Annotated in this window: 22 protein-coding genes; 15 read left to right on the top strand and 7 right to left on the bottom strand. The window is 54.5% G+C overall.

The window, feature by feature from the left end:
• Positions 1 to 23 precede the first annotated feature (23 nt).
• From rng to csrD, 6 genes are all read right to left on the bottom strand, one after another.
• On the bottom strand, positions 24 to 1,493 hold the full coding sequence (gene rng / locus ACMGGE_RS19070) for a ribonuclease G (protein WP_008502847.1): 1,470 nt from the start codon (positions 1,491 to 1,493) through the stop codon (positions 24 to 26).
• The gene (locus tag ACMGGE_RS19065; RefSeq protein WP_048028803.1) at positions 1,483 to 2,076 is read right to left on the bottom strand and encodes a Maf family protein; all 594 of its coding nucleotides are present in this window, start codon (positions 2,074 to 2,076) and stop codon (positions 1,483 to 1,485) included. The genes rng and ACMGGE_RS19065 overlap by 11 nt, the downstream gene beginning before the upstream one ends.
• Before the next feature lie 9 nt (positions 2,077 to 2,085).
• The gene (mreD, locus tag ACMGGE_RS19060) at positions 2,086 to 2,574 is read right to left on the bottom strand and encodes a rod shape-determining protein MreD (protein ID WP_023309399.1); all 489 of its coding nucleotides are present in this window, start codon (positions 2,572 to 2,574) and stop codon (positions 2,086 to 2,088) included.
• Positions 2,574 to 3,590 (bottom strand): rod shape-determining protein MreC, encoded by a 1,017-nt coding sequence (gene mreC / locus ACMGGE_RS19055; RefSeq protein WP_032650442.1) that lies wholly within the window; start codon positions 3,588 to 3,590, stop codon positions 2,574 to 2,576. Before mreC ends, mreD begins: the two co-directional genes overlap by 1 nt.
• 62 nt (positions 3,591 to 3,652) lie before the next feature.
• Positions 3,653 to 4,696 carry a rod shape-determining protein MreB gene (mreB, locus tag ACMGGE_RS19050; RefSeq protein ID WP_000913396.1) on the bottom strand — a complete coding sequence of 348 codons (1,044 nt, stop codon included), beginning with the start codon at positions 4,694 to 4,696 and terminating at the stop codon, positions 3,653 to 3,655.
• A gap of 281 nt (positions 4,697 to 4,977) precedes the next feature.
• Complete coding sequence (csrD, locus tag ACMGGE_RS19045; RefSeq protein WP_420294052.1) at positions 4,978 to 6,918, bottom strand: RNase E specificity factor CsrD; 1,941 nt, start codon at positions 6,916 to 6,918, stop codon at positions 4,978 to 4,980.
• Between the two features lie 182 nt (positions 6,919 to 7,100).
• Between csrD and ACMGGE_RS19040 the strand changes: the two genes are divergently transcribed.
• The 14 genes from ACMGGE_RS19040 (at position 7,101) to ACMGGE_RS18975 (ending at position 20,020) form a co-directional block, all read left to right on the top strand.
• Positions 7,101 to 8,075, top strand: coding sequence for an MDR family oxidoreductase (locus tag ACMGGE_RS19040; RefSeq protein WP_047071260.1), 975 nt, complete (start codon positions 7,101 to 7,103; stop codon positions 8,073 to 8,075).
• Positions 8,076 to 8,152: 77 nt separating this feature from the next.
• Positions 8,153 to 9,154, top strand: a complete 1,002-nt coding sequence (gene msrP, locus ACMGGE_RS19035; RefSeq protein ID WP_048028796.1) for a protein-methionine-sulfoxide reductase catalytic subunit MsrP — start codon at positions 8,153 to 8,155, stop codon at positions 9,152 to 9,154.
• Complete coding sequence (msrQ, locus tag ACMGGE_RS19030) at positions 9,155 to 9,754, top strand: protein-methionine-sulfoxide reductase heme-binding subunit MsrQ (protein ID WP_420294051.1); 600 nt, start codon at positions 9,155 to 9,157, stop codon at positions 9,752 to 9,754.
• A gap of 234 nt (positions 9,755 to 9,988) precedes the next feature.
• Positions 9,989 to 10,441, top strand: a complete 453-nt coding sequence (gene aroQ / locus ACMGGE_RS19025; protein WP_024906320.1) for a type II 3-dehydroquinate dehydratase — start codon at positions 9,989 to 9,991, stop codon at positions 10,439 to 10,441.
• A gap of 21 nt (positions 10,442 to 10,462) precedes the next feature.
• On the top strand, positions 10,463 to 10,927 hold the full coding sequence (gene accB, locus ACMGGE_RS19020) for an acetyl-CoA carboxylase biotin carboxyl carrier protein (RefSeq protein ID WP_013098992.1): 465 nt from the start codon (positions 10,463 to 10,465) through the stop codon (positions 10,925 to 10,927).
• Between the two features lie 10 nt (positions 10,928 to 10,937).
• On the top strand, positions 10,938 to 12,287 hold the full coding sequence (gene accC / locus ACMGGE_RS19015) for an acetyl-CoA carboxylase biotin carboxylase subunit (protein WP_024906319.1): 1,350 nt from the start codon (positions 10,938 to 10,940) through the stop codon (positions 12,285 to 12,287).
• A gap of 108 nt (positions 12,288 to 12,395) precedes the next feature.
• Entirely contained in the window at positions 12,396 to 12,638 is a 243-nt protein-coding gene (locus ACMGGE_RS19010) for a YhdT family protein (protein ID WP_048028794.1), read from the top strand.
• Positions 12,628 to 14,079 (top strand): sodium/pantothenate symporter, encoded by a 1,452-nt coding sequence (gene panF / locus ACMGGE_RS19005; protein ID WP_032650448.1) that lies wholly within the window; start codon positions 12,628 to 12,630, stop codon positions 14,077 to 14,079. Before ACMGGE_RS19010 ends, panF begins: the two co-directional genes overlap by 11 nt.
• An 11-nt stretch (positions 14,080 to 14,090) precedes the next feature.
• Positions 14,091 to 14,972 (top strand): 50S ribosomal protein L11 methyltransferase, encoded by an 882-nt coding sequence (prmA, locus tag ACMGGE_RS19000; protein WP_045910140.1) that lies wholly within the window; start codon positions 14,091 to 14,093, stop codon positions 14,970 to 14,972.
• A 128-nt stretch (positions 14,973 to 15,100) separates the two neighbouring features.
• Positions 15,101 to 15,841, top strand: a complete 741-nt coding sequence (locus tag ACMGGE_RS18995) for a carbonic anhydrase (protein WP_045910141.1) — start codon at positions 15,101 to 15,103, stop codon at positions 15,839 to 15,841.
• A gap of 330 nt (positions 15,842 to 16,171) precedes the next feature.
• Entirely contained in the window at positions 16,172 to 17,137 is a 966-nt protein-coding gene (gene dusB / locus ACMGGE_RS18990) for a tRNA dihydrouridine synthase DusB (RefSeq protein ID WP_008502861.1), read from the top strand.
• A gap of 23 nt (positions 17,138 to 17,160) precedes the next feature.
• Complete coding sequence (gene fis, locus ACMGGE_RS18985; RefSeq protein ID WP_000462905.1) at positions 17,161 to 17,457, top strand: DNA-binding transcriptional regulator Fis; 297 nt, start codon at positions 17,161 to 17,163, stop codon at positions 17,455 to 17,457.
• 177 nt (positions 17,458 to 17,634) lie between these two features.
• On the top strand, positions 17,635 to 17,799 hold the full coding sequence (locus ACMGGE_RS18980) for a DUF2556 family protein (RefSeq protein WP_008502862.1): 165 nt from the start codon (positions 17,635 to 17,637) through the stop codon (positions 17,797 to 17,799).
• A gap of 139 nt (positions 17,800 to 17,938) precedes the next feature.
• Entirely contained in the window at positions 17,939 to 20,020 is a 2,082-nt protein-coding gene (locus ACMGGE_RS18975) for a putative bifunctional diguanylate cyclase/phosphodiesterase (RefSeq protein ID WP_420294050.1), read from the top strand.
• Here ACMGGE_RS18975 and envR read toward each other — a convergent pair.
• A complete protein-coding gene (gene envR / locus ACMGGE_RS18970; protein ID WP_048028792.1) occupies positions 19,936 to 20,655 on the bottom strand; it encodes an acrEF/envCD operon transcriptional regulator in 720 nt (239 codons plus the stop codon). The two genes, ACMGGE_RS18975 and envR, sit on opposite strands and share 85 nt — an antisense overlap.
• 389 nt (positions 20,656 to 21,044) lie before the next feature.
• On the opposite strand from envR, the gene ACMGGE_RS18965 reads away from it, so the two are divergent.
• On the top strand, positions 21,045 to 22,184 hold the full coding sequence (locus ACMGGE_RS18965; protein WP_069719890.1) for an efflux RND transporter periplasmic adaptor subunit: 1,140 nt from the start codon (positions 21,045 to 21,047) through the stop codon (positions 22,182 to 22,184).
• The last annotated feature ends 4 nt before the right edge of the window (positions 22,185 to 22,188 follow it).

Here is a 22,188-nt window from a genome sequence, read left to right as displayed (position 1 = left end):
ATTCGTCACGCAGCGTACTGCGCTTACATCATCACGACGTCAAACTGCTCCTGGTTATAGAGCGGTTCAATTTGTACTTTTACCTGTTTGCCGACAAAGATTTCCACTTCCGCCAGCGCGTGTGACTCTTCGCCTTTCAGCGCTTCAGCCACCGCAGGGGAAGCATAGACCAGAAAACGGTCGGAGTCGTAGGCATGATGCACACGCACAATTTCACGCATGATCTCGTAACAGACGGTCTCAACCGTCTTTACCGTTCCGCGTCCATGGCAGGTTGGGCATTCATTACACAGCACATGCTCCACGCTCTCGCGGGTACGCTTACGCGTCATTTCCACCAGCCCCAGCTGTGAGAAGCCGTTGATGCTGGTTTTCACACGATCTTTACTCAGGGCCTGCTCAAGCGAGTGCAGCACGCGGCGACGATGGTCTTCATTACTCATATCGATGAAGTCGATGATGATAATGCCGCCCAGATTGCGCAGACGAAGCTGGCGCGCAATCGCCTGCGTCGCTTCAATATTGGTGTTGAAAATGGTGTCATCCAGGTTACGATGGCCGACGAACGCACCGGTGTTGATATCGACGGTCGTCATCGCTTCGGTCTGATCGATGATCAAATAGCCGCCGGACTTCAGCTCAACCTTACGCTCCAGGGCACGCTGGATCTCGTTTTCGACATCATAGAGATCGAAGATCGGCTGACGCCCGGTGTAGTGCTCCAGCAGGCCTGGCATCTCCGGGATATATTCGGCGGTAAACTCCAGCAACGCTTCATACGTCAGGCGAGAGTCCACGCGGATGCGGTCGAGCTGCGCGTCGGCAAAGTCACGCAGAACGCGCTGCGCCAGCGCCAGCTCACCATAGAGCTGATAGCGGGTCTGGTTGCGTTTTTTACGCTCCATCACTTTTGTCCAGACGCGCTTCAGGTAAGCCGCATCCGACGCCAGGTCTTCCTCGCTGATCCCCTCCGCGGCGGTACGGATGATAAATCCGCCCTGTTCATCGCAGTAGGCGCTGACCACTTTTTTCAGACGCTCGCGCTCGCTTTCGCTCTCAATACGCTGTGAGACGCCCACATGCGACGCGCCGGGCATAAAGACCAGATAGCGGGAAGGTAAGGTGATATCGGTGGTCAGACGGGCGCCTTTGGTGCCGAGGGGATCTTTCACCACCTGCACCATCAGATCCTGTCCCTGACGCACCAGCTCAGAAATGTCGCGCACGGCAAACTGCTTTTGCTCTTCGCCCGCGACGCACTCGGTGTGCGGCATGATATCGGAGGCATGTAAAAATGCCGCCTTATCGAGTCCAATATCTACAAAAGCCGCCTGCATACCCGGTAGTACACGACTGACACGACCTTTGTAGATATTGCCTACTATTCCGCGCCGCGCTTCACGCTCAATATGAATTTCCTGAAGAATGCCACCATCAATATAGGCCACACGGGTTTCCGATGGCGTTACGTTTACCAACAATTCAGCCGTCATAATTATCCCTTCCCTCACGCAGTGAGTTAAAATTGCTCAGCAACTCATACGTTTCCACCAGCGGTAAGCCGACTACGGCGTGATAGCTGCCATGAATCTTCCTGACAAAACAGCCACCCAGCCCCTGAATACCGTATGCACCTGCTTTATCCATCGGTTCACCGCTGGCAATATAAGCGGCGATGTCGTCGTCGGTAAGTACTCTGAAGGTCACTTCCGTCACCACCAGGCAGTCCAGCACGTGCTGGCGATCGGCCAGCGCGACGGCCGTCATCACCTGATGCGTTTGTCCGGACAGCTTGCGCAGCATGCGCGCTGCATGATCGGCGTCGTGCGGTTTCTCCAGCACTTCACCGTTCAGGATAACGATGGTATCTGCCCCCAGCACAGGGAGATCGCGTGGCACACTGGCCACGCCCGCCTGCGCTTTCTCCCGCGCCAGACGTGACACGTACTGTTGAGCACTTTCACCCTCAGCACGTTGTTCTTCAATGCCGGTCACGATGCGTTCAAAAGAGACCCCTAGCTGCGTCAGGAGTTCCTGACGGCGCGGGGAGCCGGAAGCGAGATACAAAGACGTCATAGAAACCTTTTATTGCACAGCAAACTGCTGGCGAACCTTACGCATCAGCAGGAACAGCCATGGCCAGAGCACACCGTTTACTACACTACTCCAGAACACTTCCGGTCGGAAAGAGACGTTGATCACTAAAAACTCTGCCCAGAAAACAACGATATCCGCAGCGAGCGACAACAACATCACAACCAGGGCCTGTTGCCAGAGCGCAAGGTTACGGAAGAGCTGAAATTTGAGTGCGACGAGGTACGCAATAATGCTCATGGACAAGGCGCGTACGCCAAGCGTTGAGCCGCTAATGAGATCCAGTATGGCACCCATCACAAAACCTGTGCCGACATTTACGCGATGCGGCAGGGCAAGGATCCAGTAGAGCAAAATGAGCAATACCCAGTTTGGCCGGAAAACGAGAATGTCATCCGGCCAGGGCATCACTTGCAGCAACAGTGCAATGAGAAACGAGAGCCAGATGACCCAGCGTCCCTGGCTACGATAGCTTGCCACTACTGCCCTCCCGAAGAGAGTTTAGGCGGTGGCGGCGCATCCGGCAGCGGCTGCGTTAACCCGGTTGCCGGCGCCGGGACTGGCGCAGGCGGCCCCATGGAGTCCGCAGGCGGGAGAACCTGCGGCATCATCTGCATCAGACGTTCATTTGCCACACGATGCACCTCTTCAGGCGTCATCGGGTTAGCCCCGTTACGATCGGCGCCCCACAGCAGCAGCAGATAGCGCAGACGCTGCAAACCGGCGGTTGGACGCGCCTGAATCACGGTGTAGGCTCGCTGCGTATCCAGCTTCACCGAAGAGACCACCGCAACCGGATAACCTTCAGGGAAGCGGCCACCCAGACCGGAGGTCACCAGCACGTCGCCCACGCGGATATCCGTATTGGCCGGCAGGTGTTCCAGCTGCAGGTCATCCGTACAGCCGTTCCCGGCCGCAATCACGCGGATGTCGTTGCGCAGCACCTGGATCGGCAGCGCATGCGTGGCATCACAAATCAGCAGCACGCGGCTGGTCAGTTTGGCCACGGCAACCACCTGGCCCACGACGCCTTTATCACTGATAACAGGCTGACCTTCATACACCCCGTTCACGCTCCCTTTGTCGATCACAACCTGATCGCTGTAAGGGTCGTTCACGGTGGAGATCACCTGAGTGACCATTTTCTGCTCATCCTGACGCAGCGGCGAGCCGAGCAGTTCACGCAGACGCGCATTTTCCTGCTTGTATTGCCCCAGCATTAGCAGTTCGCTGTTTTTCAGCAACAGTTCCTGACGTAATGCCCGGTTTTCGAGTTCGAGTTGGTCACGTGAAGACAGCGTTTGAGAAACGGAGTCGAGCAGTTCACGGGGACCATTGGATATAAAGTAGAAAGGACTGACGGCGGTATCCATGTACGTTCGGATCTGGCTGAACGTACCGAGGCGGCTATCGGCAATAATGACCCCAAGCGCAACCAGAACCGCCAGAATGAGGCGAAACTGTAGCGATGGGCCACGGCTAAAAATTGGCTTCATAGGCTATGCGTATTCTCGCGTCAGAGAGAAAGGGTAGCAAATTGCTACCCTCTCAAACTCGACTACTCTTCGCTGAACAAATCGCCGCCGTGCATGTCGATCATTTCCAGCGCCTTGCCACCACCACGGGCGACGCAAGTCAGTGGATCTTCTGCAACTACGACAGGAATACCTGTCTCTTCCATTAACAGGCGGTCGAGGTTACGCAGCAGCGCACCACCACCGGTCAGAACCATACCGCGCTCGGAGATATCGGACGCCAGCTCTGGTGGGCACTGTTCCAGCGCGACCATTACCGCGCTCACGATACCCGTCAGTGGTTCCTGCAGTGCTTCCAGAATTTCGTTGGAGTTCAGGGTGAAACCGCGTGGCACACCTTCAGCCAGGTTACGGCCACGCACTTCGATCTCACGCACTTCATCGCCCGGATACGCAGAGCCGATTTCGTGTTTGATACGCTCTGCGGTGGCTTCACCGATCAGAGAGCCGTAGTTACGGCGTACATAATTAATGATGGCTTCGTCGAAGCGGTCACCACCGATACGTACGGAAGAGGAGTACACCACGCCGTTCAGAGAGATAACGGCCACTTCAGTGGTACCACCACCGATATCCACCACCATGGAACCGGTCGCTTCAGACACAGGCAGACCTGCACCGATTGCCGCCGCCATTGGCTCTTCAATCAGGAACACTTCACGCGCACCTGCACCCTGGGCAGATTCACGAATTGCGCGACGCTCTACCTGGGTTGCGCCAACCGGCACACACACCAGAACACGCGGGCTTGGACGCATGAAGCTGTTGCTGTGAACCTGCTTGATGAAGTGCTGAAGCATTTTTTCAGTCACGAAGAAGTCGGCGATAACGCCGTCTTTCATTGGGCGAATAGCGGCGATGTTGCCAGGGGTACGACCCAGCATCTGCTTCGCGTCATGACCCACAGCGGCCACGCTTTTCGGCGAGCCTGCACGATCCTGACGAATGGCCACAACGGAAGGCTCATTCAATACGATGCCTTGTCCTTTTACATAAATAAGGGTATTCGCAGTACCCAGGTCAATGGACAGGTCATTGGAAAACATGCCACGAAATTTTTTCAACATACTAAGGGATAATCCTGAAAGCTGGGGCGGAAAACAAAATCCGCTTACTTTACCAACCACACGCAGCAGCGACAAGGCGCAAAAATCATCTGCAACGGTGAAAATTTGTGCAGTACGTTTCCTGATGTTACAAAATCATCCCCTGACTCCCTCAGGGCTGAGTAAACAGTAGCGTTCCCCACTGACGTTTGTAACCCGTTAAGGTCGTTCACTGGCTTTTTGCTCGACATACTCAAAGCTACAGGCGCGATATTCTACGTGAAAACAGCGTAAACGGCAGGTCAAACAGAGTATCTTTGCAAATATTTTTTCACGTTGGTGTCAAGCGGTTGAGAGGCAGCAAAAAAATCCCCCTGACCACCCATGACACCGCGCTCTGTTAACATCTGCCATTCCCCTCTGGAGCGCACGCCCGTAGCAAATACTTGTGTTCGCGTTCCCTTGCATGCTTCTACCAGACTCTGTACCAGCAGCTGGTTTTCCGTACGCTTCTCAATATTCCTTACCAGCCCTGGATGTAGCTTTAATAACTCCACATCCAGCGCCTTAATCCAGTCGGTACTGACCAGCGTTAAACCTGCCTGCGTCACCGCGACACGCGCACCGAGCGCATTGATCAAACGTACCACCGGACGTAACCGGCTGATGTGTTGACCTACATCGGCCTCAGCAAGTTCAAAAATAATGTGTTTGCGTTGCGATTTTTCGCATTGCATTAATGTATCACGTAGCCAGCGCTGAAAACGTGGGCGTATTAACGACTCCACGGTGACCTGCAGCGCCAGGCTCTCTTCCGGCCAGAAAGATAAAAACGGAATTAACCGGGTAATTTGCTGGCGGTCATACTCTTCGGACAGACCAAATTGCAGTACCATCGGCAGATATTCCGCAGAAATAACCTCTTCCGTACCGTCAAAAATACGACACATCAGTTCACGGTGATGAACGTTGCCGTTTTTCATGACCGCGGGTTTTTGATAAATACGCGGTCCGCCGCGGCTCAGCATTTGCTCAATCAAAGTACGCCAGCGCACGTTGCCGCGCCCTTTTTCCGGCAGGGAGTCATCATACACCGCCCATCCGTTCGCGCCCTGCAACACGGCGTTGCGGGTGGCCGCTTCCGCATGTTCCATCACCTGTTCTGTCGATTGCCCGCCACGCCAGGCGCAGATCCCCATGTGGACCATATCGTCCCTGTCGAGCATTTTGCTCTGCGGCAGCGCATCCACCGCCTTCAGCAGCTGGCTGGCGATGCTTTCCGACTCTTTCAGCGTTCGGTGCGGCAGCAACACGGCAAAGTCGCTGCGGTGATAGCGGGCCAGCAGCGCACCCGGGTAGCGCATAATAAAGGTGGAGAGCAGGTTGATCAGCGTAAAGAGATTTTCTTCCGCGGCCCGCTGTCCCCAGGTATCGCGCAGGAGATCAAAGTCAGGCAGGCGAATCATCATCACCACCCCGTGCGTCCCCACTTTTTCCGAATCGTCGAGCAGCGTGGCGAGTTGATTATCAAAGAAGAGGCGGTTGTTCAGGCCAGTTTTATTATCCTGGGCGGCATAGGAGCGGATCAGCGAATCCATACGGCTGCGCTGGTCGCTGGCAAACTGGATTTCCGAGAGCAGCGTATCCAGCGCACTGCTGGCGCGTGACGGCCATTCGTGGACGGAACCACGCACCTGCGGGCCGCGCTCACCGTTAAGGATCCGCACGGAGCGCATCTCCAGCAGCTCCTGTCCGGAGAGCTGGCGGCGCAGCCAGCGGACCGCGAGAAAGATCAGCAGGACGATAAACGCCACCGCCACGGTGAGCGGCGCGGTGGTCATCATGGAACGGAAATAGCTGGCCATCGGATCGAGGTAGACCATGTGGATGGTCATCCCCGGATTTTTCAGGGAATGCACCGTCACTTCCCGGTACTGGCTCACCACGCCCGCAGGCCGATAACCTCCCGGCCGTTCATGGCGTAACACACGATGCTTTCCCTGCTGAATGTCGATTTGAACAATATCAACAGGTACCATCAACTCATCGAGCTCACGGGTGAGCGCCGGTAGCGGCGTCGTCAGCAGACGCGTATCAATCACCGACGCGACGGACTGCACCCGGTTGACCAGTTTGTCCTGAATGGCGTTGTAAAAGCTCAGAGAGCAGCCCAGAAGGGTGACAAAAATGGTAAGCCCCGTCAGCAAAGTGATAAAAGCTGAGAACTTCGTCGTTAATCGCATCCTTGAGATTACTCCGTGGGTTGATGGGGTAGCGAGTAAGCGCTAACTTGCATTTCGAATGCGGCATACTACCAAATCGGGTGTATCTGGCAATTTATTGCGTTAAATCGGCACTGCGTTTCCCTGAGCGAGTATAGTCTTCAGAAATTATTTTCCAATCATATGAGTCGAGAGGACCCCGTATGCAGGCTTTGATCTTAGAACAGCAGGACGGCAAAACGCTTGCCTCAGTGCAGGCGGTAGAAGAGAGTCGCCTGCCGGAAGGCGAAGTAACCGTCGACATCGACTGGTCCAGTTTAAATTATAAAGATGCGCTGGCGATTACCGGAAAGGGTAAAATCATCCGAAATTTCCCTATGGTGCCAGGTATTGATTTTGCGGGCCGAGTTCATACCAGCGAGGATCCGCGCTTCCACCCGGGCCAGCAGGTGCTACTCACCGGCTGGGGCGTAGGTGAAAATCACTGGGGCGGGCTGGCCACGCAGGCGCGCGTGAAGGGCGACTGGCTGGTACCGATGCCGAAAGGCATGGATGGCCGCAAAGCGATGATCGTCGGCACGGCAGGCTTTACCGCGATGCTGTGCGTGATGGCGCTGGAAGAGGCGGGTATCCGCCCTGAATCGGGCGAAATTGTCGTCACCGGTGCCAGCGGGGGCGTGGGGAGCACGGCAGTGACGCTACTGCATAAACTGGGCTATCAGGTCGCGGCGGTTTCCGGTCGTGAAAGCACCCACGATTACCTGCGCCAGCTCGGTGCCAACCGCATTCTCAGCCGTGACGAATTCGCTGAAACCCGTCCGCTGGAAAAACAGGTCTGGGCAGGCGCGGTAGATACCGTCGGTGATAAGGTGCTGGCAAAAGTCCTGGCGCAGATGAACTACGGCGGCTGCGTGGCTGCCTGCGGACTGGCGGGCGGATTTGCCCTGCCCACCACCGTGATGCCATTTATTTTGCGTAACGTCCGCCTGCAGGGTGTGGATTCCGTGATGACCCCAGCGGCTCGCCGTGCGCAGGCATGGGAACGTCTGGTACGCGACCTGCCGGAATCCTTCTACACCCGGAGCGCCACGGAGATTACGCTCAGCCAGGCACCGGACTATGCCAGTAAGATCATGGATAACCAGTTCCACGGTCGCGCGCTGGTGAAAATCGCCTAATCTTCAAATTTTCGTGACATATTCGCGCGAATCCCTCTCCTCCGTCATGCTTAGGAAAACGTATGACGGAGGATGCCATGAAAAACCGAAAACTGACGGAAGCCGACGTAACGTCTGAGTCTGTCTTTATGTTACAGCGCCGCCAGATCCTGAAAATGCTTGGCATCAGCGCCACCGCGCTCTCGCTCTCGCCGGCAGCACACGCCGACCTGCTCGACTGGTTTAAAGGCAACGATCGGCCGAAGGCCCCTTCCGGCGCCCCGCTCACCTTTACGAAACCCGCCCAATGGCAGAACAAACTCGCGCTTACGCCAGAAGATAAAGTCACCGGCTACAACAACTTCTACGAATTTGGTCTCGACAAGGCCGATCCTGCCGCCAACGCCGGTAGCCTCAAAACCGATCCGTGGACGCTGAAGATTGAGGGCGAAGTGGCGAAACCTTTGACGCTGGATCATCACGATCTGACCACCCGTTTCCCGCTCGAAGAGCGTATCTACCGTATGCGCTGTGTGGAAGCCTGGTCGATGGTGGTGCCCTGGATTGGCTTCCCGCTGCATAAATTACTGGCGATGGTTGAGCCCACCAGCAACGCAAAATATGTCGCCTTCCAGACGCGCTATGCGCCGGACGAGATGCCTGGACAAAAAGACCGGTTTATTGGCGGCGGGCTTGAGTATCCGTATGTGGAAGGGTTACGCCTCGATGAGGCGATGCACCCGCTTACCCTGCTGACCGTCGGCGTTTACGGTAAGGCGCTTCCGCCGCAGAACGGTGCCCCCATTCGTTTAACCGTACCGTGGAAATACGGTTTCAAAGGAATTAAGTCCATCGTCAGCATTAAGCTCACCCGCGAGCGCCCGCCAACCACCTGGAATCTGGCGGCCCCGGACGAATACGGTTTCTTCGCCAACGTGAACCCGCATGTGGATCACCCGCGCTGGTCGCAGGCGACCGAGCGGTTTATCGGTTCCGGCGGTGCGCTGGACGTAAAGCGTCAGCCCACGCTGCTGTTTAACGGTTATGCGGATGAAGTGGCCTCGCTGTACCGTGGCCTCAATTTACGGGAGAACTTCTGAGTGCGTTTAACGGCAAAACAGATTACCTGGCTGAAAGTGCTTCTGCATCTGGCCGGGCTGCTTCCTTTTATATGGCTGTTCTGGGCCGCCAGCCAGGGGCTCTTTAGCGCCGATCCGGCCAAGGATATCCAGCATTTTACCGGTCGGATGGCTCTGAAATTTTTGCTGGCCACCTTGCTCGTCTCGCCGCTGGCGCGCTACGCTAAACAGCCACTATTGATACGCACCCGTCGGCTGTTAGGGCTATGGTGTTTTGCCTGGGCGACGCTGCATCTCACCAGCTATGCCCTGCTGGAGCTGGGAATTAACAATCTGGCACTGCTTAGCCGCGAACTGGTGACACGCCCTTATCTGACGCTGGGTATTGTGAGCTGGGTGATTTTACTGGCGTTAGCGCTGACCTCCACACAATATGCACAGCGAAAACTGGGCAGGCGCTGGCAGCTCCTGCACAACTTCGTCTATCTTGTCGCGATCCTCGCTCCCATTCATTACCTGTGGTCGGTGAAGATCCTCTCCCCGCAGCCGGTCCTGTACGCACTGGCCGCCGTGGCGCTTTTAGCATGGCGTTACAAGAAGTTCCGCCAGTGGTTGCGATAGTGCGCGAAACTGTGCGTTTTCCCGCATATTCCCCGTCAACCGCAAATCTTTTTCGGATAGCGGTTGATAATCTTCCCTGATAAGACCAGTATTTAGCTGCTAAATGCTACGAAATCGTTATAATGTGCGACCTTGGTTCGCCTGACAGCGGTTTTAAGCCTCTGAAAAGGTGACATTTGCGTTTCGAAGGTATATTTTGTTTTTTACCCGAAAATCGCAGGAGATAGCGGCATAATGACTGATAAGTTCCATATCTTAGTTTTGAACGGACCGAACCTGAACATGCTCGGAACCCGTGAGCCAGAGAAGTACGGCACGCTGACATTGAGTGAAATTGTTAACCGTCTGGGAACGGAAGCAGCGTCACTGAATGTGGATTTGGATCATTTTCAGTCGAATGCGGAGTACGCAATCATCGACCGTATTCATCAGGCTAAAGACAATGTGGACTATATCCTGATCAATCCGGCCGCGTTTACGCACACCAGTGTTGCTATCCGCGACGCACTGCTCGCGGTGAGTATCCCGTTTATCGAGATCCACCTGAGTAACGTGCACGCCCGAGAGCCGTTCCGCCACCATTCGTATCTGTCAGATATCGCTGCTGGCGTTATCTGTGGACTGGGCGCAGACGGCTATTCATACGCTTTACAGACAGCGGTAAAACGCTTGTCACAATCACACTAAACAAGAGTACGGAACCCACTCATGGATATTCGTAAGATTAAAAAACTGATCGAGCTGGTTGAAGAATCAGGCATCTCCGAACTGGAAATTTCTGAAGGCGAAGAGTCTGTACGCATCAGCCGTGCAGCCCCAGCCGCTAGCTTCCCGGTAATGCAGCAGGCTTATGCTGCGCCAGTGCAGCAGCCTGCGCTCTCCGCAGCCGTTGCGCCAGCAGCAACTGAAGCCGCACCTGCCGCTGCAGCAGAAATCAGTGGTCACATCGTACGTTCCCCAATGGTTGGTACTTTCTACCGCACCCCGAGCCCGGACGCGAAGGCGTTCATCGAAGTGGGTCAGAAAGTCAACGTAGGCGATACCCTGTGCATCGTTGAAGCGATGAAAATGATGAACCAGATCGAAGCAGACAAATCAGGTACTGTAAAAGCGATTCTGGTCGAAAGTGGTCAGCCGGTTGAATTTGACGAGCCGCTGGTCGTCATCGAGTAACGAGGCGAACATGCTGGATAAAATTGTTATCGCCAACCGCGGCGAGATTGCTCTGCGTATTCTTCGTGCCTGTAAAGAACTGGGCATCAAGACCGTCGCGGTGCACTCAAGCGCGGATCGCGATTTAAAACACGTATTGCTGGCGGATGAGACGGTCTGTATTGGCCCGGCTCCGTCCGTAAAAAGCTATCTGAACATCCCGGCTATCATCAGCGCCGCTGAAATCACCGGCGCGGTGGCAATTCATCCGGGTTACGGCTTCCTCTCTGAGAACGCCAACTTTGCTGAGCAGGTTGAACGCTCTGGCTTCATCTTCATCGGTCCGAAAGCCGACACCATCCGCCTGATGGGCGACAAAGTGTCTGCAATCACCGCGATGAAAAAAGCCGGTGTGCCAACCGTACCAGGCTCTGACGGCCCTCTGACCGACGACATGGATGCTAACCGTGCTCATGCTAAACGCATTGGCTACCCGGTTATCATCAAGGCGTCCGGCGGCGGCGGCGGTCGCGGTATGCGCGTTGTGCGTAGCGATGCCGACCTGGCGCAGTCCATCTCCATGACCAAAGCTGAAGCGAAAGCCGCTTTCAGCAATGACATGGTATACATGGAAAAATACCTGGAAAACCCACGCCACATCGAAATTCAGGTGCTGGCTGACGGTCAGGGTAACGCGATCTATCTGGCAGAACGTGACTGCTCCATGCAGCGTCGTCACCAGAAAGTGGTCGAAGAAGCGCCAGCACCGGGTATTACCCCGGAACTGCGTCGCTACATCGGCGAGCGTTGCGCCAAAGCGTGTGTCGATATCGGCTATCGCGGGGCGGGTACCTTTGAGTTCCTGTTCGAAAACGGCGAGTTCTATTTCATCGAAATGAACACCCGTATTCAGGTTGAACACCCGGTTACCGAAATGATCACCGGCGTTGACCTGATCAAAGAACAGCTGCGTATCGCTGCAGGCCAGCCGCTCTCCATCAAGCAGGAAGAAGTTGTGGTGAAAGGCCATGCGATCGAGTGTCGTATCAACGCCGAAGACCCGAACACCTTCCTGCCAAGCCCGGGTAAAATCACGCGTTTCCACGCGCCGGGTGGTTTTGGTGTGCGCTGGGAGTCTCATATCTACGCCGGTTACACCGTACCGCCGTACTATGACTCAATGATCGGCAAGCTCATCTGCTACGGCGAAAACCGTGACGTGGCAATTGCCCGCATGAAGAACGCCCTGCAGGAGCTGATCATCGACGGTATCAAAACCAACGTTGATCTGCAGATGCGTATCATGAGCGACGAGCACTTCCAGAATGGTGGAACCAACATCCACTATCTCGAGAAGAAACTCGGTCTTAACGAGAAGTAAGACTGCGCGCGCACGAAAAGGCCGGATTATCCGGCCTTTTTTATTTCTGGGGCCTGGAAAGCCTCATCATGTACAATCCCCGCTTTCTTCATCCACAAGGGACAAAAAATGGACAAACGTTTTGTTCAGGCCCATAAAGAAGCGCGCTGGGCGCTGTGGCTGACCCTTCTCTATCTCGCCGCATGGTTAGTAACTGCTTACTTACCGAATTCAGCCTCCGGTATCACCGGCCTGCCGCACTGGTTTGAAATGGCGTGTCTGCTGGTACCGTTGATTTTCATTTTGCTCAGCTGGCTGATGGTGCGCTTTATCTTCCGCGATTTCCCGCTGGAGGATCGTGATGCAAACTGAAATCATCACCGTACTGGTTGTCTATTTGATCGTGGTTTTTGGCCTCTCTTTCTATGCCATGCGCAAACGCAGTACCGGATCGTTCCTGAGCGAATATTTCCTCGGCAGCCGTTCGATGGGCGGGTTTGTGCTGGCGATGACGTTGACCGCCACGTACGTGAGCGCCAGTTCGTTCATTGGCGGGCCGGGCGCGGCGTATAAATACGGGCTGGGCTGGGTACTGCTGGCCATGATCCAGGTGCCCACGATCTGGCTGTCACTGGGTATTCTGGGCAAAAAATTTGCCATACTCGCTCGCCGCTATAACGCCATTACGCTAAACGATATGCTGCAGGCGCGTTATCAGAGCCGCGCGGTGGTCTGGATTGCCAGTATCAGCCTGATTGTCGCCTTCGTCGGCGCCATTGCCGTTCAGTTTATTGGCGGCGCGCGCCTGCTGGAAACGGCAGCGGGTATTAAGTACGAGACCGGGCTGCTCATCTTCGGGATCACGATTGCGCTGTACACCGCGTTTGGCGGCTTCCGCGCCAGCGTGCTGAACGATACCATGCAGGGCATGGTGATGCTGATAGGCACCCTTGTGCTGCTGGTCGGCGTCATCTACGCGGCCGGTGGATTACACAATGCGGTGCAAACGCTGGAGCAGATCGATCCTAAACTGGTCAGCCCTCATGGTGCTGATGATATCCTGACGCCCGCGTTTATGACCTCCTTCTGGGTGCTGGTCTGCTTCGGGGTTATCGGTCTGCCGCACACCGCCGTGCGCTGTATCTCCTATAAAGACAGCAAAGCCGTTCATCGGGGAATTGTGATTGGTACCGTCGTTGTCGCGCTGCTGATGCTGGGTATGCATCTGGCGGGCGCCCTGGGGCGGGCTGTATTACCTCACCTGACCGTGCCGGATCAGGTGATCCCTACGCTGATGGTGCAGGTTCTTCCCCCGTGGGCCGCAGGTTTGTTCCTTGCTGCACCGATGGCGGCCATCATGTCTAACGTTAACGCGCACCTGCTGCAGGCTTCCGCCACTATCATCAAAGATCTGTGGCTCAGCGCGCGTCCGGCTAAAATGCATAATGAGCAAAAGCTGAAACGCATCTCGACGTGGACCACGCTGGTGCTCGGCATTCTGATGATGTTAGCCGCATGGCGCCCGCCGGAGATGATCATCTGGCTGAACCTGCTGGCGTTTGGTGGGCTTGAAGCGGTATTCCTGTGGCCGCTGGTGTTAGGGCTCTACTGGGAGCGTGCAAACGCGGCGGGCGCGCTGAGCGGCATGATTGTCGGCGGTGTGCTGTACGCCGTTCTCGCAACGTTTAAGATTCAGTACCTGGGCTTCCATCCGATTGTGCCTTCGTTACTGCTAAGTTTACTGGCGTTTGTGGTGGGGAACCGTTTTGGTCAGCCCGTCCCACAGCCCGCTATGATTTCTACTGATAAATAAAGAGTTTTGCCATGCCGTGGATCCAACTAAAACTGAACACAACCGGCGCTAACGCCGAGGAACTGAGCGATGCGCTGATGGAGGCCGGCTCGGTCTCTATCACCTTCCAGGACACGCATGACACGCCGGTCTTTGAACCTCTGCCGGGCGAAACCCGCCTGTGGGGTGATACCGACGTTATCGGCCTGTTTGATGCTGAAACCGACATGAAAGAGGTCGTCGCGATTCTGGAAAACCACCCTCTGCTGGGCGCTGGGTTTGCGCACAAAATCGAACAGCTGGAAGACAAAGACTGGGAACGCGAGTGGATGGATAACTTCCACCCGATGCAGTTCGGCAAGCGTCTGTGGATCTGCCCGAGCTGGCGTGAGGTTCCTGATGAAAACGCGGTTAACGTCATGCTCGATCCGGGTCTGGCGTTTGGTACCGGCACCCATCCCACGACGTCCCTGTGCCTGCAGTGGCTGGATGGTCTCGATCTGGACGGTAAGACGGTGATCGACTTCGGCTGTGGATCCGGGATCCTCGCGATTGCCGCCCTGAAATTGGGTGCGGCTAAAGCCATCGGGATCGATATCGATCCGCAGGCCATTCAGGCCAGCCGCGACAACGCCGAGCGTAACGGCGTTTCCGATCGTCTGGAGCTGTATCTGCCGGATGCACAGCCAGAAGCCATGAAAGCCGACGTGGTGGTCGCAAACATTCTGGCAGGCCCACTGCGTGAGCTGGCCCCGTTAATCAGCGTGCTGCCCGTTGAGGGCGGTCTGCTGGGGCTTTCGGGTATCCTGGCAAGCCAGGCGGACAGCGTGTGCGACGCCTACGCCGATCTTTTCACTCTCGACCCGGTGGTGGAGAAAGAAGAGTGGTGTCGTATTACCGGTCGTAAAAAATAAGCATTTGGCGTGGTCATCTGACCACGCCTTTCTCCCACTGATAATCCTCTCTCCCTCTGCCATTCTTCGGTAAAATAACCACACAAATCATGTTGATTTGTATTATAAAAATTCACCGGAAGAATATGATGAAACACATTACAGGCAAGGCAGCGCTGCTGGCGCTGAGCATGGTTTCGGCTTCAGCATTTGCGTCACACTGGAGCTACGAAGGGGAAGGTTCACCGGAACACTGGGGCGAACTGGACGAGGCTTACAAGACCTGTCAAAGCGGAATGAACCAGTCTCCAATTAATATTGATTCAACCGCTAACGCCCATCTCTCCCCGCTTAAAACGCACTACATTGATGGCCCAGTGGGGCTGACAAACAATGGCCACACCATTCAGGCCAGCGAAAAGGCAGATACCCGCAACACGATAACCCTGGACAAGCAAACCTGGACGTTACAGCAGTTCCACTTCCATGCGCCGAGCGAAAACACCGTGCACGGCAAAAAGTACGCGATGGAGATGCATCTGGTTCATAAAAACAGCGCGGGTGAGCTGGCCGTGGTGGCCGTCATGTTTGATAAAGGTGCTGCGAATCCGGAGCTGGAAAAGCTGTGGAGCGTGATGCCGCAGCAGGCTGAACAGAACGTAACCCTTGAGAAGGATCTCAACCTGAACAAACTGCTGCCAAAGGTGAAAACCTACTGGCGCTTTAGTGGCTCGTTGACCACGCCACCGTGTTCTGAAGGGGTCACCTGGATCGTGCTCAAACAGCCGTTAACCGTCTCAGCAGAACAGCTTGAGAAATTTACTCATACCATGCATCACGATAATAACCGTCCGGTACAGTCTCTGCATGGGCGTGTTGTGGTCGAATAACGCCCATCCAGAGGCTTAAGATCATGTTCTAAAATGCGACGCAGATCGCAAAGAAGAGGGAAAATCTGCTGCTAAAAACAGCAGATTATCCCGCTGAGGTAAGCCGTTTATTCAGAAATGATGAGAAGTTACGGGAAATTGTAAGCGCCCATAAAATAGCCATTCCAACATAACATAATGATTTAAATAGTGAATAATTCTTAACGGAAAGATTGAGCGGCGATTCCTTGATCTACAACAGTGGATTGTTCAAAGTTTGGCCTTTCATCTCGTGCAAAAAATGCGTAATATACGCCGCCTTGCAGTCACAGTATGGTCATTTCTTAACTCATGCGCATCGGACACCACCAGCTTAGAAATCGCCTGATCGCAGCCCCTATGGCAGGTATTACCGACCGGCCGTTCAGGACGCTGTGCTATGAGATGGGAGCCGGTTTAACCGTATCCGAGATGATGTCGTCTAACCCGCAGGTTTGGGAAAGCGATAAATCCCGCCTTCGGATGGTGCACATTGATGAACCGGGTATTCGCACCGTGCAAATTGCCGGAAGCGTGCCTGAAGAGATGGCAGATGCCGCGCGTATCAACGTGGAAAGTGGTGCCCAGATTATTGATATCAATATGGGGTGCCCGGCCAAAAAAGTGAATCGCAAGCTTGCAGGTTCAGCCCTTCTGCAATACCCCGACCAGGTGAAAGCTATCCTGACGGCGGTTGTCAGCGCAGTGGACGTTCCTGTTACGTTAAAGATTCGCACGGGTTGGTCGCCGGAACACCGTAACTGTGTAGAGATTGCCCAACTGGCCGAAGACTGTGGCATTCAGGCCCTGACCATTCATGGACGCACGCGCGCCTGTTTGTTCAACGGTGAAGCTGAATACGACAGCATTCGGGCAGTTAAGCAGAAAGTTTCCATTCCGATTATCGCGAATGGCGACATAACTGACCCGCTTAAAGCCAGAGCTGTGCTCGACTATACGGGAGCTGATGCTCTGATGATAGGACGTGCCGCTCAGGGAAGACCCTGGATCTTTCGGGAAATCCAGCATTATCTGGACACTGGAGAGCTGCTTGCTCCACTGCCTCTGGCAGAGGTTAAGCGCTTGCTTTGTTCGCATGTTCGGGAACTGCATGACCACTACGGTCAGGCGAAAGGGTACCGAATTGCGCGTAAACACGTTTCCTGGTATCTCCAGGAGCACGCTCCAGATGACCAGTTTCGGCGCACATTCAACGCCATAGAGGATGCCAGCGAACAGCTGGAGGCGTTGGAGGCATACTTCGAAAATCTTGCGTAATGAAATAAAGAGCTGACAGAACTATGTTCGAACAACGCGTAAATTCTGACGTACTGACCGTTTCTACCGTTAACTCTCAGGACCAGGTAACTCAAAAGCCCCTGCGTGACTCGGTTAAACAGGCACTGAAGAACTATTTTGCTCAACTGAACGGTCAGGATGTTAATGACCTGTATGAGCTGGTACTGGCTGAAGTTGAACAGCCACTGTTGGACATGGTGATGCAATACACCCGCGGTAACCAAACCCGCGCTGCGCTGATGATGGGTATCAACCGTGGTACTCTGCGTAAGAAACTGAAAAAATACGGCATGAACTGATACTAATCAGTTAAATGCTTGTTTAAAAAGGCGCTCTTCGGCATGGGGAAGCGCCTTTTTTATTTCCTGCTTCAGTCCGTCAACGCTTTGTAAACCTTCGCTTATCCCGCTTTAAAACCGCCGCTTTTGGTGTATATTTCCCCCACTCTACTGGCGCTCTTCTCGCGGAATGACACAATGATTCGTAAATACTGGTGGCTGGTTGTCTTTGCAATCTCCGTTCTGATTTTCGATGCACTCCTGATGCAGTGGATTGAACTGATGAGCACCGAAACCGATAAGTGTCGCAATATGAACTCCGTGAATCCCCTGAAACTCGTGAACTGCTCAGAGCTCGACTAATCGCCTGATTGCGCAAATCTCCCCGTTATTACCCACTAAAAACGGGGATTTAAATCCCTTTGAGCCATTACCCGACGGTGATAATGTCTCGCCCTTCTCAACCGCTCTAGCGTAACCTCACACTCGAGTAGAACCATCCATGCTGGTCAGCCAATACAACCATATCCTTGTTGTCCTCTCCTTTGTTGTTGCCATTCTTGCCGCATATACCGCACTGAATATGGCGGCACGTGTCGCCGGGAGTCAGGGCGTCGCAGCCCGCGTCTGGCTGGCTGGCGGCGGTATTGCAATGGGCATAGGCGTGTGGGCCATGCATTTTATCGGCATGCTGGCGATGGACCTCTCCATGAGCATGAGCTACAACGCCACCCTGACGGTGTTATCCATGGTCATCGCCGTGGGGTCGTCACTGTTTGCGCTCTGGCTCGTTAGCTGCGATCGGTTACGCTTGCGCCGTCTGCTGCCCGGTGCGCTGGTGATGGGAAGCGGTATTGTTGCCATGCATTACACCGGCATGGCTGCGCTGGAGGTGATGCCCGGGATTATCTGGGACAAGGTCTGGGTGGCCATTTCGGTCGCCATTGCGCTTGCCGCTTCACTCGCTGCATTATGGCTGACCTTCCGCCTGCGTCACGATGCCGCTCAGGTCGTGCTGATGCGCACGGGGGCCGCTATCACCATGGGCATTGCCATTGCCGGGATGCACTACGCCGGGATGAAAGCCGCACAGTTTCCGATATCCACAATGGTTCACCATGAGGGTATCAACGGGAGCTGGCTGGCGGTGCTGGTTAGCGTCGTCGCGCTTTCTATTCTTGGGATTACCCTGCTGGTATCAATGCTGGATGCCCGCCTTCAGGCACGTACCGCCCTTCTGGCCTCGTCGCTTGCAGAAGCTAACCGGGAACTCGCACAACTGGCCCTGCACGATACCCTGACGCGTCTCCCCAACCGTATCCTGCTGGAAGATCGACTCGATCAGGCCATCAGCAAAGCCGATCGTGAAGGGACCCATTTCGCCCTGATGTTCATGGATCTCGACGGTTTTAAAGCCATCAATGACGCTTACGGCCATGATGTCGGTGACAAGCTGCTGATTGCCGTTACGGAGCGTCTGCTGCATCTCCTGAAGGGCCAGTTCACCCTGGCACGTATCGGCGGTGATGAGTTTGTTCTGCTGGCCGAGGGAGAAGGCCCGGACGATGCGGCATCGCTGGCGAATTCGCTGGTGCGCGCGATCGATAACCCGTTCAACCTCGACCACTATGAACTGGTGGTGACCCTCAGCATTGGGATCGCGCTGTATCCTCACGACGGCAAAACCGAACGTGAGCTCATGTTTAACGCCGACGCGGCGATGTACCATACCAAGCACATGGGCCGGAACGGTTACCACTTTTTCCAGCCCTCGATGAATACGCTGGCGCAGACCCATCTTCAGTTAATGAACGATCTGTGGATGGCGATCGATCGCAATGAGCTACGCCTGCTGTACCAGCCAAAATTTCACGCCCCCGCCGGCCCTATCCTTGGATTTGAGGCGTTATTGCGCTGGCAGCATCCTAAGCAGGGGTTACTGACCCCGGACCTTTTCCTGCCGCTGGCGGAGAAAACGGGGCTGATTATCCCTATCGGCAACTGGGTAATTAATGAAGCCTGTCGCCAGCTGCGTGAATGGCATCTTCAGGGACATCAAAGCTGGTCAATGGCGGTAAACCTGTCGACGCTGCAGTTTGAACAGCCTTCGCTGGTCAACACGGTTCTCAATTGTCTGGCACTTCATCATGTGCCACCAGAAATGTTGATCCTGGAAGTGACGGAAACCACGGCAATGAGCAACCCGGATGAAAGTGTGCGGGTGCTGACAGAGCTGACAGAAGCGGGCGTAAAGGCCTCCATTGATGACTTTGGTACCGGATATTCGAGCCTGCTGTACCTCAAGCGCTTACCGGCCTGTGAATTGAAAATCGACAGGGCGTTTGTGAAAGAGCTAAGCGGGGAAAGCGAGGATGCCACCATTGTCTCAGCGATTGTGGCCCTCGCCAAAACACTCAACCTGAAAGTCGTGGCTGAAGGTGTGGAAACCGAAGCACAGCAAGCCTTTTTAACCGAGCTGGGTTGCAACACCCTTCAGGGTTATCTGTTAGGTAAACCCGTCAGCGCGCAAACCATTGAGGCACTTTGCGCGCGAGGAGAAATGTTACCTGGCGCTGAGCTGTAAGCATCATCATGAGGCGATACGCGAATGACAGGCAGTGTCGCCAGAATGCTATCGACCAGGGCGGGAGCCTGCTGAAAAAGATTGAAACTGTCGTTATTCATTAACCAGTTTTTAATGATTCCGCTAAAAAAACCGTGGAATATGATCAGGGTCAGATCAACATTTACCTTTGGCGAAATGATGTTACGTGAAATACAGGCCTCCAGCGTGGCACGCAGCGTGTCATAATTGAACCCAATCCGTTTTCTGATCTCACTCTCAGAAATCATATCGCTGCTAAATTCACATTTGTGATACAGAATTTGTAAAAGGGCACATTGTCGGGGCTCACGCGCAATATACTGCAGCGCAGTAATAAATTGCTCACGAAGTATTAACAATGGATCATCACCTTCGGAAAGGGAAAGCCGGTCGCGAATAATGTCGCGAAGCGGTAATTGCTGCTCCCAGATGGCATTAAATATTTCGGCTTTACTGGTGAAGTGCCAGTAAATGGCACCGCGCGTAACCTTTGCGGCATCCGCGATGTCCGTCAGCGTCGTGTTGGCTACGCCACGCGTCGCAAACTGCCCGATAGCCGCCTCAATCAGCTGCTGCCGGGTTTGTTGAGCTTCTTCTTTCTTTTTACGCGCCATAGACAACTACTCGCTACTCACAAGATTTATACGTAACACAGGGGTCAGGAGAAAGAAAGTATTCACCAAATTCCGTTTTAATTTTGCACAAAAAAAGTCAATCTTCTTAATTTATAGCTTAGCTAAATACATATTTAAGTTTAAATTCACAACATGAATAATTAAATCATGTTAAGCGCTATTTAACTGATTAGCTTGCCGGAAGATGACGGAGAAATAAACCGAGCCTGATTCTGATTTTTCCGCTCAGACCTTGTCATTCGCACTTATAAATTAAAAAACATTAAATACCCTCATTATTATACGCAGCTACATTTTATTTTTTATCCCGCAGCCCCTGCTACCGATTCACGCCAAATATCGGTTTCTGGGTATTTAAAGGACCAGTAATGACGAATCATTTCAGACGCTTACCTTTAGCCGGTTTCATTGTCTGCGCTGTACTGCTCTCAGGATGCGATGGCCAGGAAAACCAACCGCAACATCCGCAGGCCCCCCAGGTCAGCGTGCATATTGTGAAAAGCGCACCGCTGGCTGTCACCACTGAACTCCCGGGCAGAACTGATGCGTTCCGCGTAGCAGAGGTTCGTCCCCAGGTTAGCGGTATTATCCTGCGCCGCAACTTCACGGAAGGCAGCGATGTAAAAGCCGGGGATTCGCTTTATCAGATTGATCCTGCAACCTATCAGGCGGCTTACGATAACGCGAAAGGCGAGCTGGCGAAGGCCCAGGCGGCGGCCAATATTGCGCACCTGACGGTGAAACGTTATCTCCCGCTGGTTGGCACACAGTATGTCAGCAAGCAAGAGTATGACCAGGCCGTCGCCACGGCCCAGCAGGCAGATGCCAGCGTCGTCGCCGCCAAAGCGGGCGTTGAAAGTGCACGCATCAATCTTGCCTATACCAAAGTGACGTCTCCCGTCGATGGCCGCATCGGCAAATCCAGCGTGACGGAAGGCGCGCTCGTGACGAACGGACAAACCGCGGCGCTGGCAACGGTCCAGCAGCTTGATCCGATTTACGTCGATGTGACCCAGTCCAGTAATGATTTTATGCGTCTGAAGCAGACGAGCCTGCAAAAAGGCGATACCGCCAGCAGCGTTGAGCTACTGATGGAGAACGGGCAGCCCTATCCGCTGAAAGGCACATTGCAGTTCTCCGACGTCACGGTGGATGAAAGTACCGGCTCGATTACCCTGCGCGCCATTTTCCCGAATCCTCAACATCTGCTGTTACCCGGTATGTTCGTTCGCGCCCGCATTGATGAAGGTACACAGCCGGATGCGATACTGGTTCCCCAGCAAGGCGTGACCCGCACACCGCGAGGCGATGCCACCGTGATGGTGGTGAACGATAAAAATCAGGTTGAGTCTCGCACCGTCGTTGCGCCACAGGCGATTGGCGACCGCTGGCTGGTAACGGAAGGGCTGAAAAACGGTGACCGCGTGATTGTCAGCGGACTACAGAAGGTTAGACCGGGCGTAACCGTCGTCGCTACGCCTGATACCACCACCGCTCCGGCCAGTTAAGGGA

It is taken from the genome of Enterobacter sp. BNK-22 (assembly GCF_048684805.1).
Lineage (GTDB): Bacteria > Pseudomonadota > Gammaproteobacteria > Enterobacterales > Enterobacteriaceae > Enterobacter > Enterobacter quasiroggenkampii.
The sequence above is the reverse complement of the archived record's forward strand: the minus strand, read 5'-3'. Positions and strand labels throughout refer to the sequence as shown.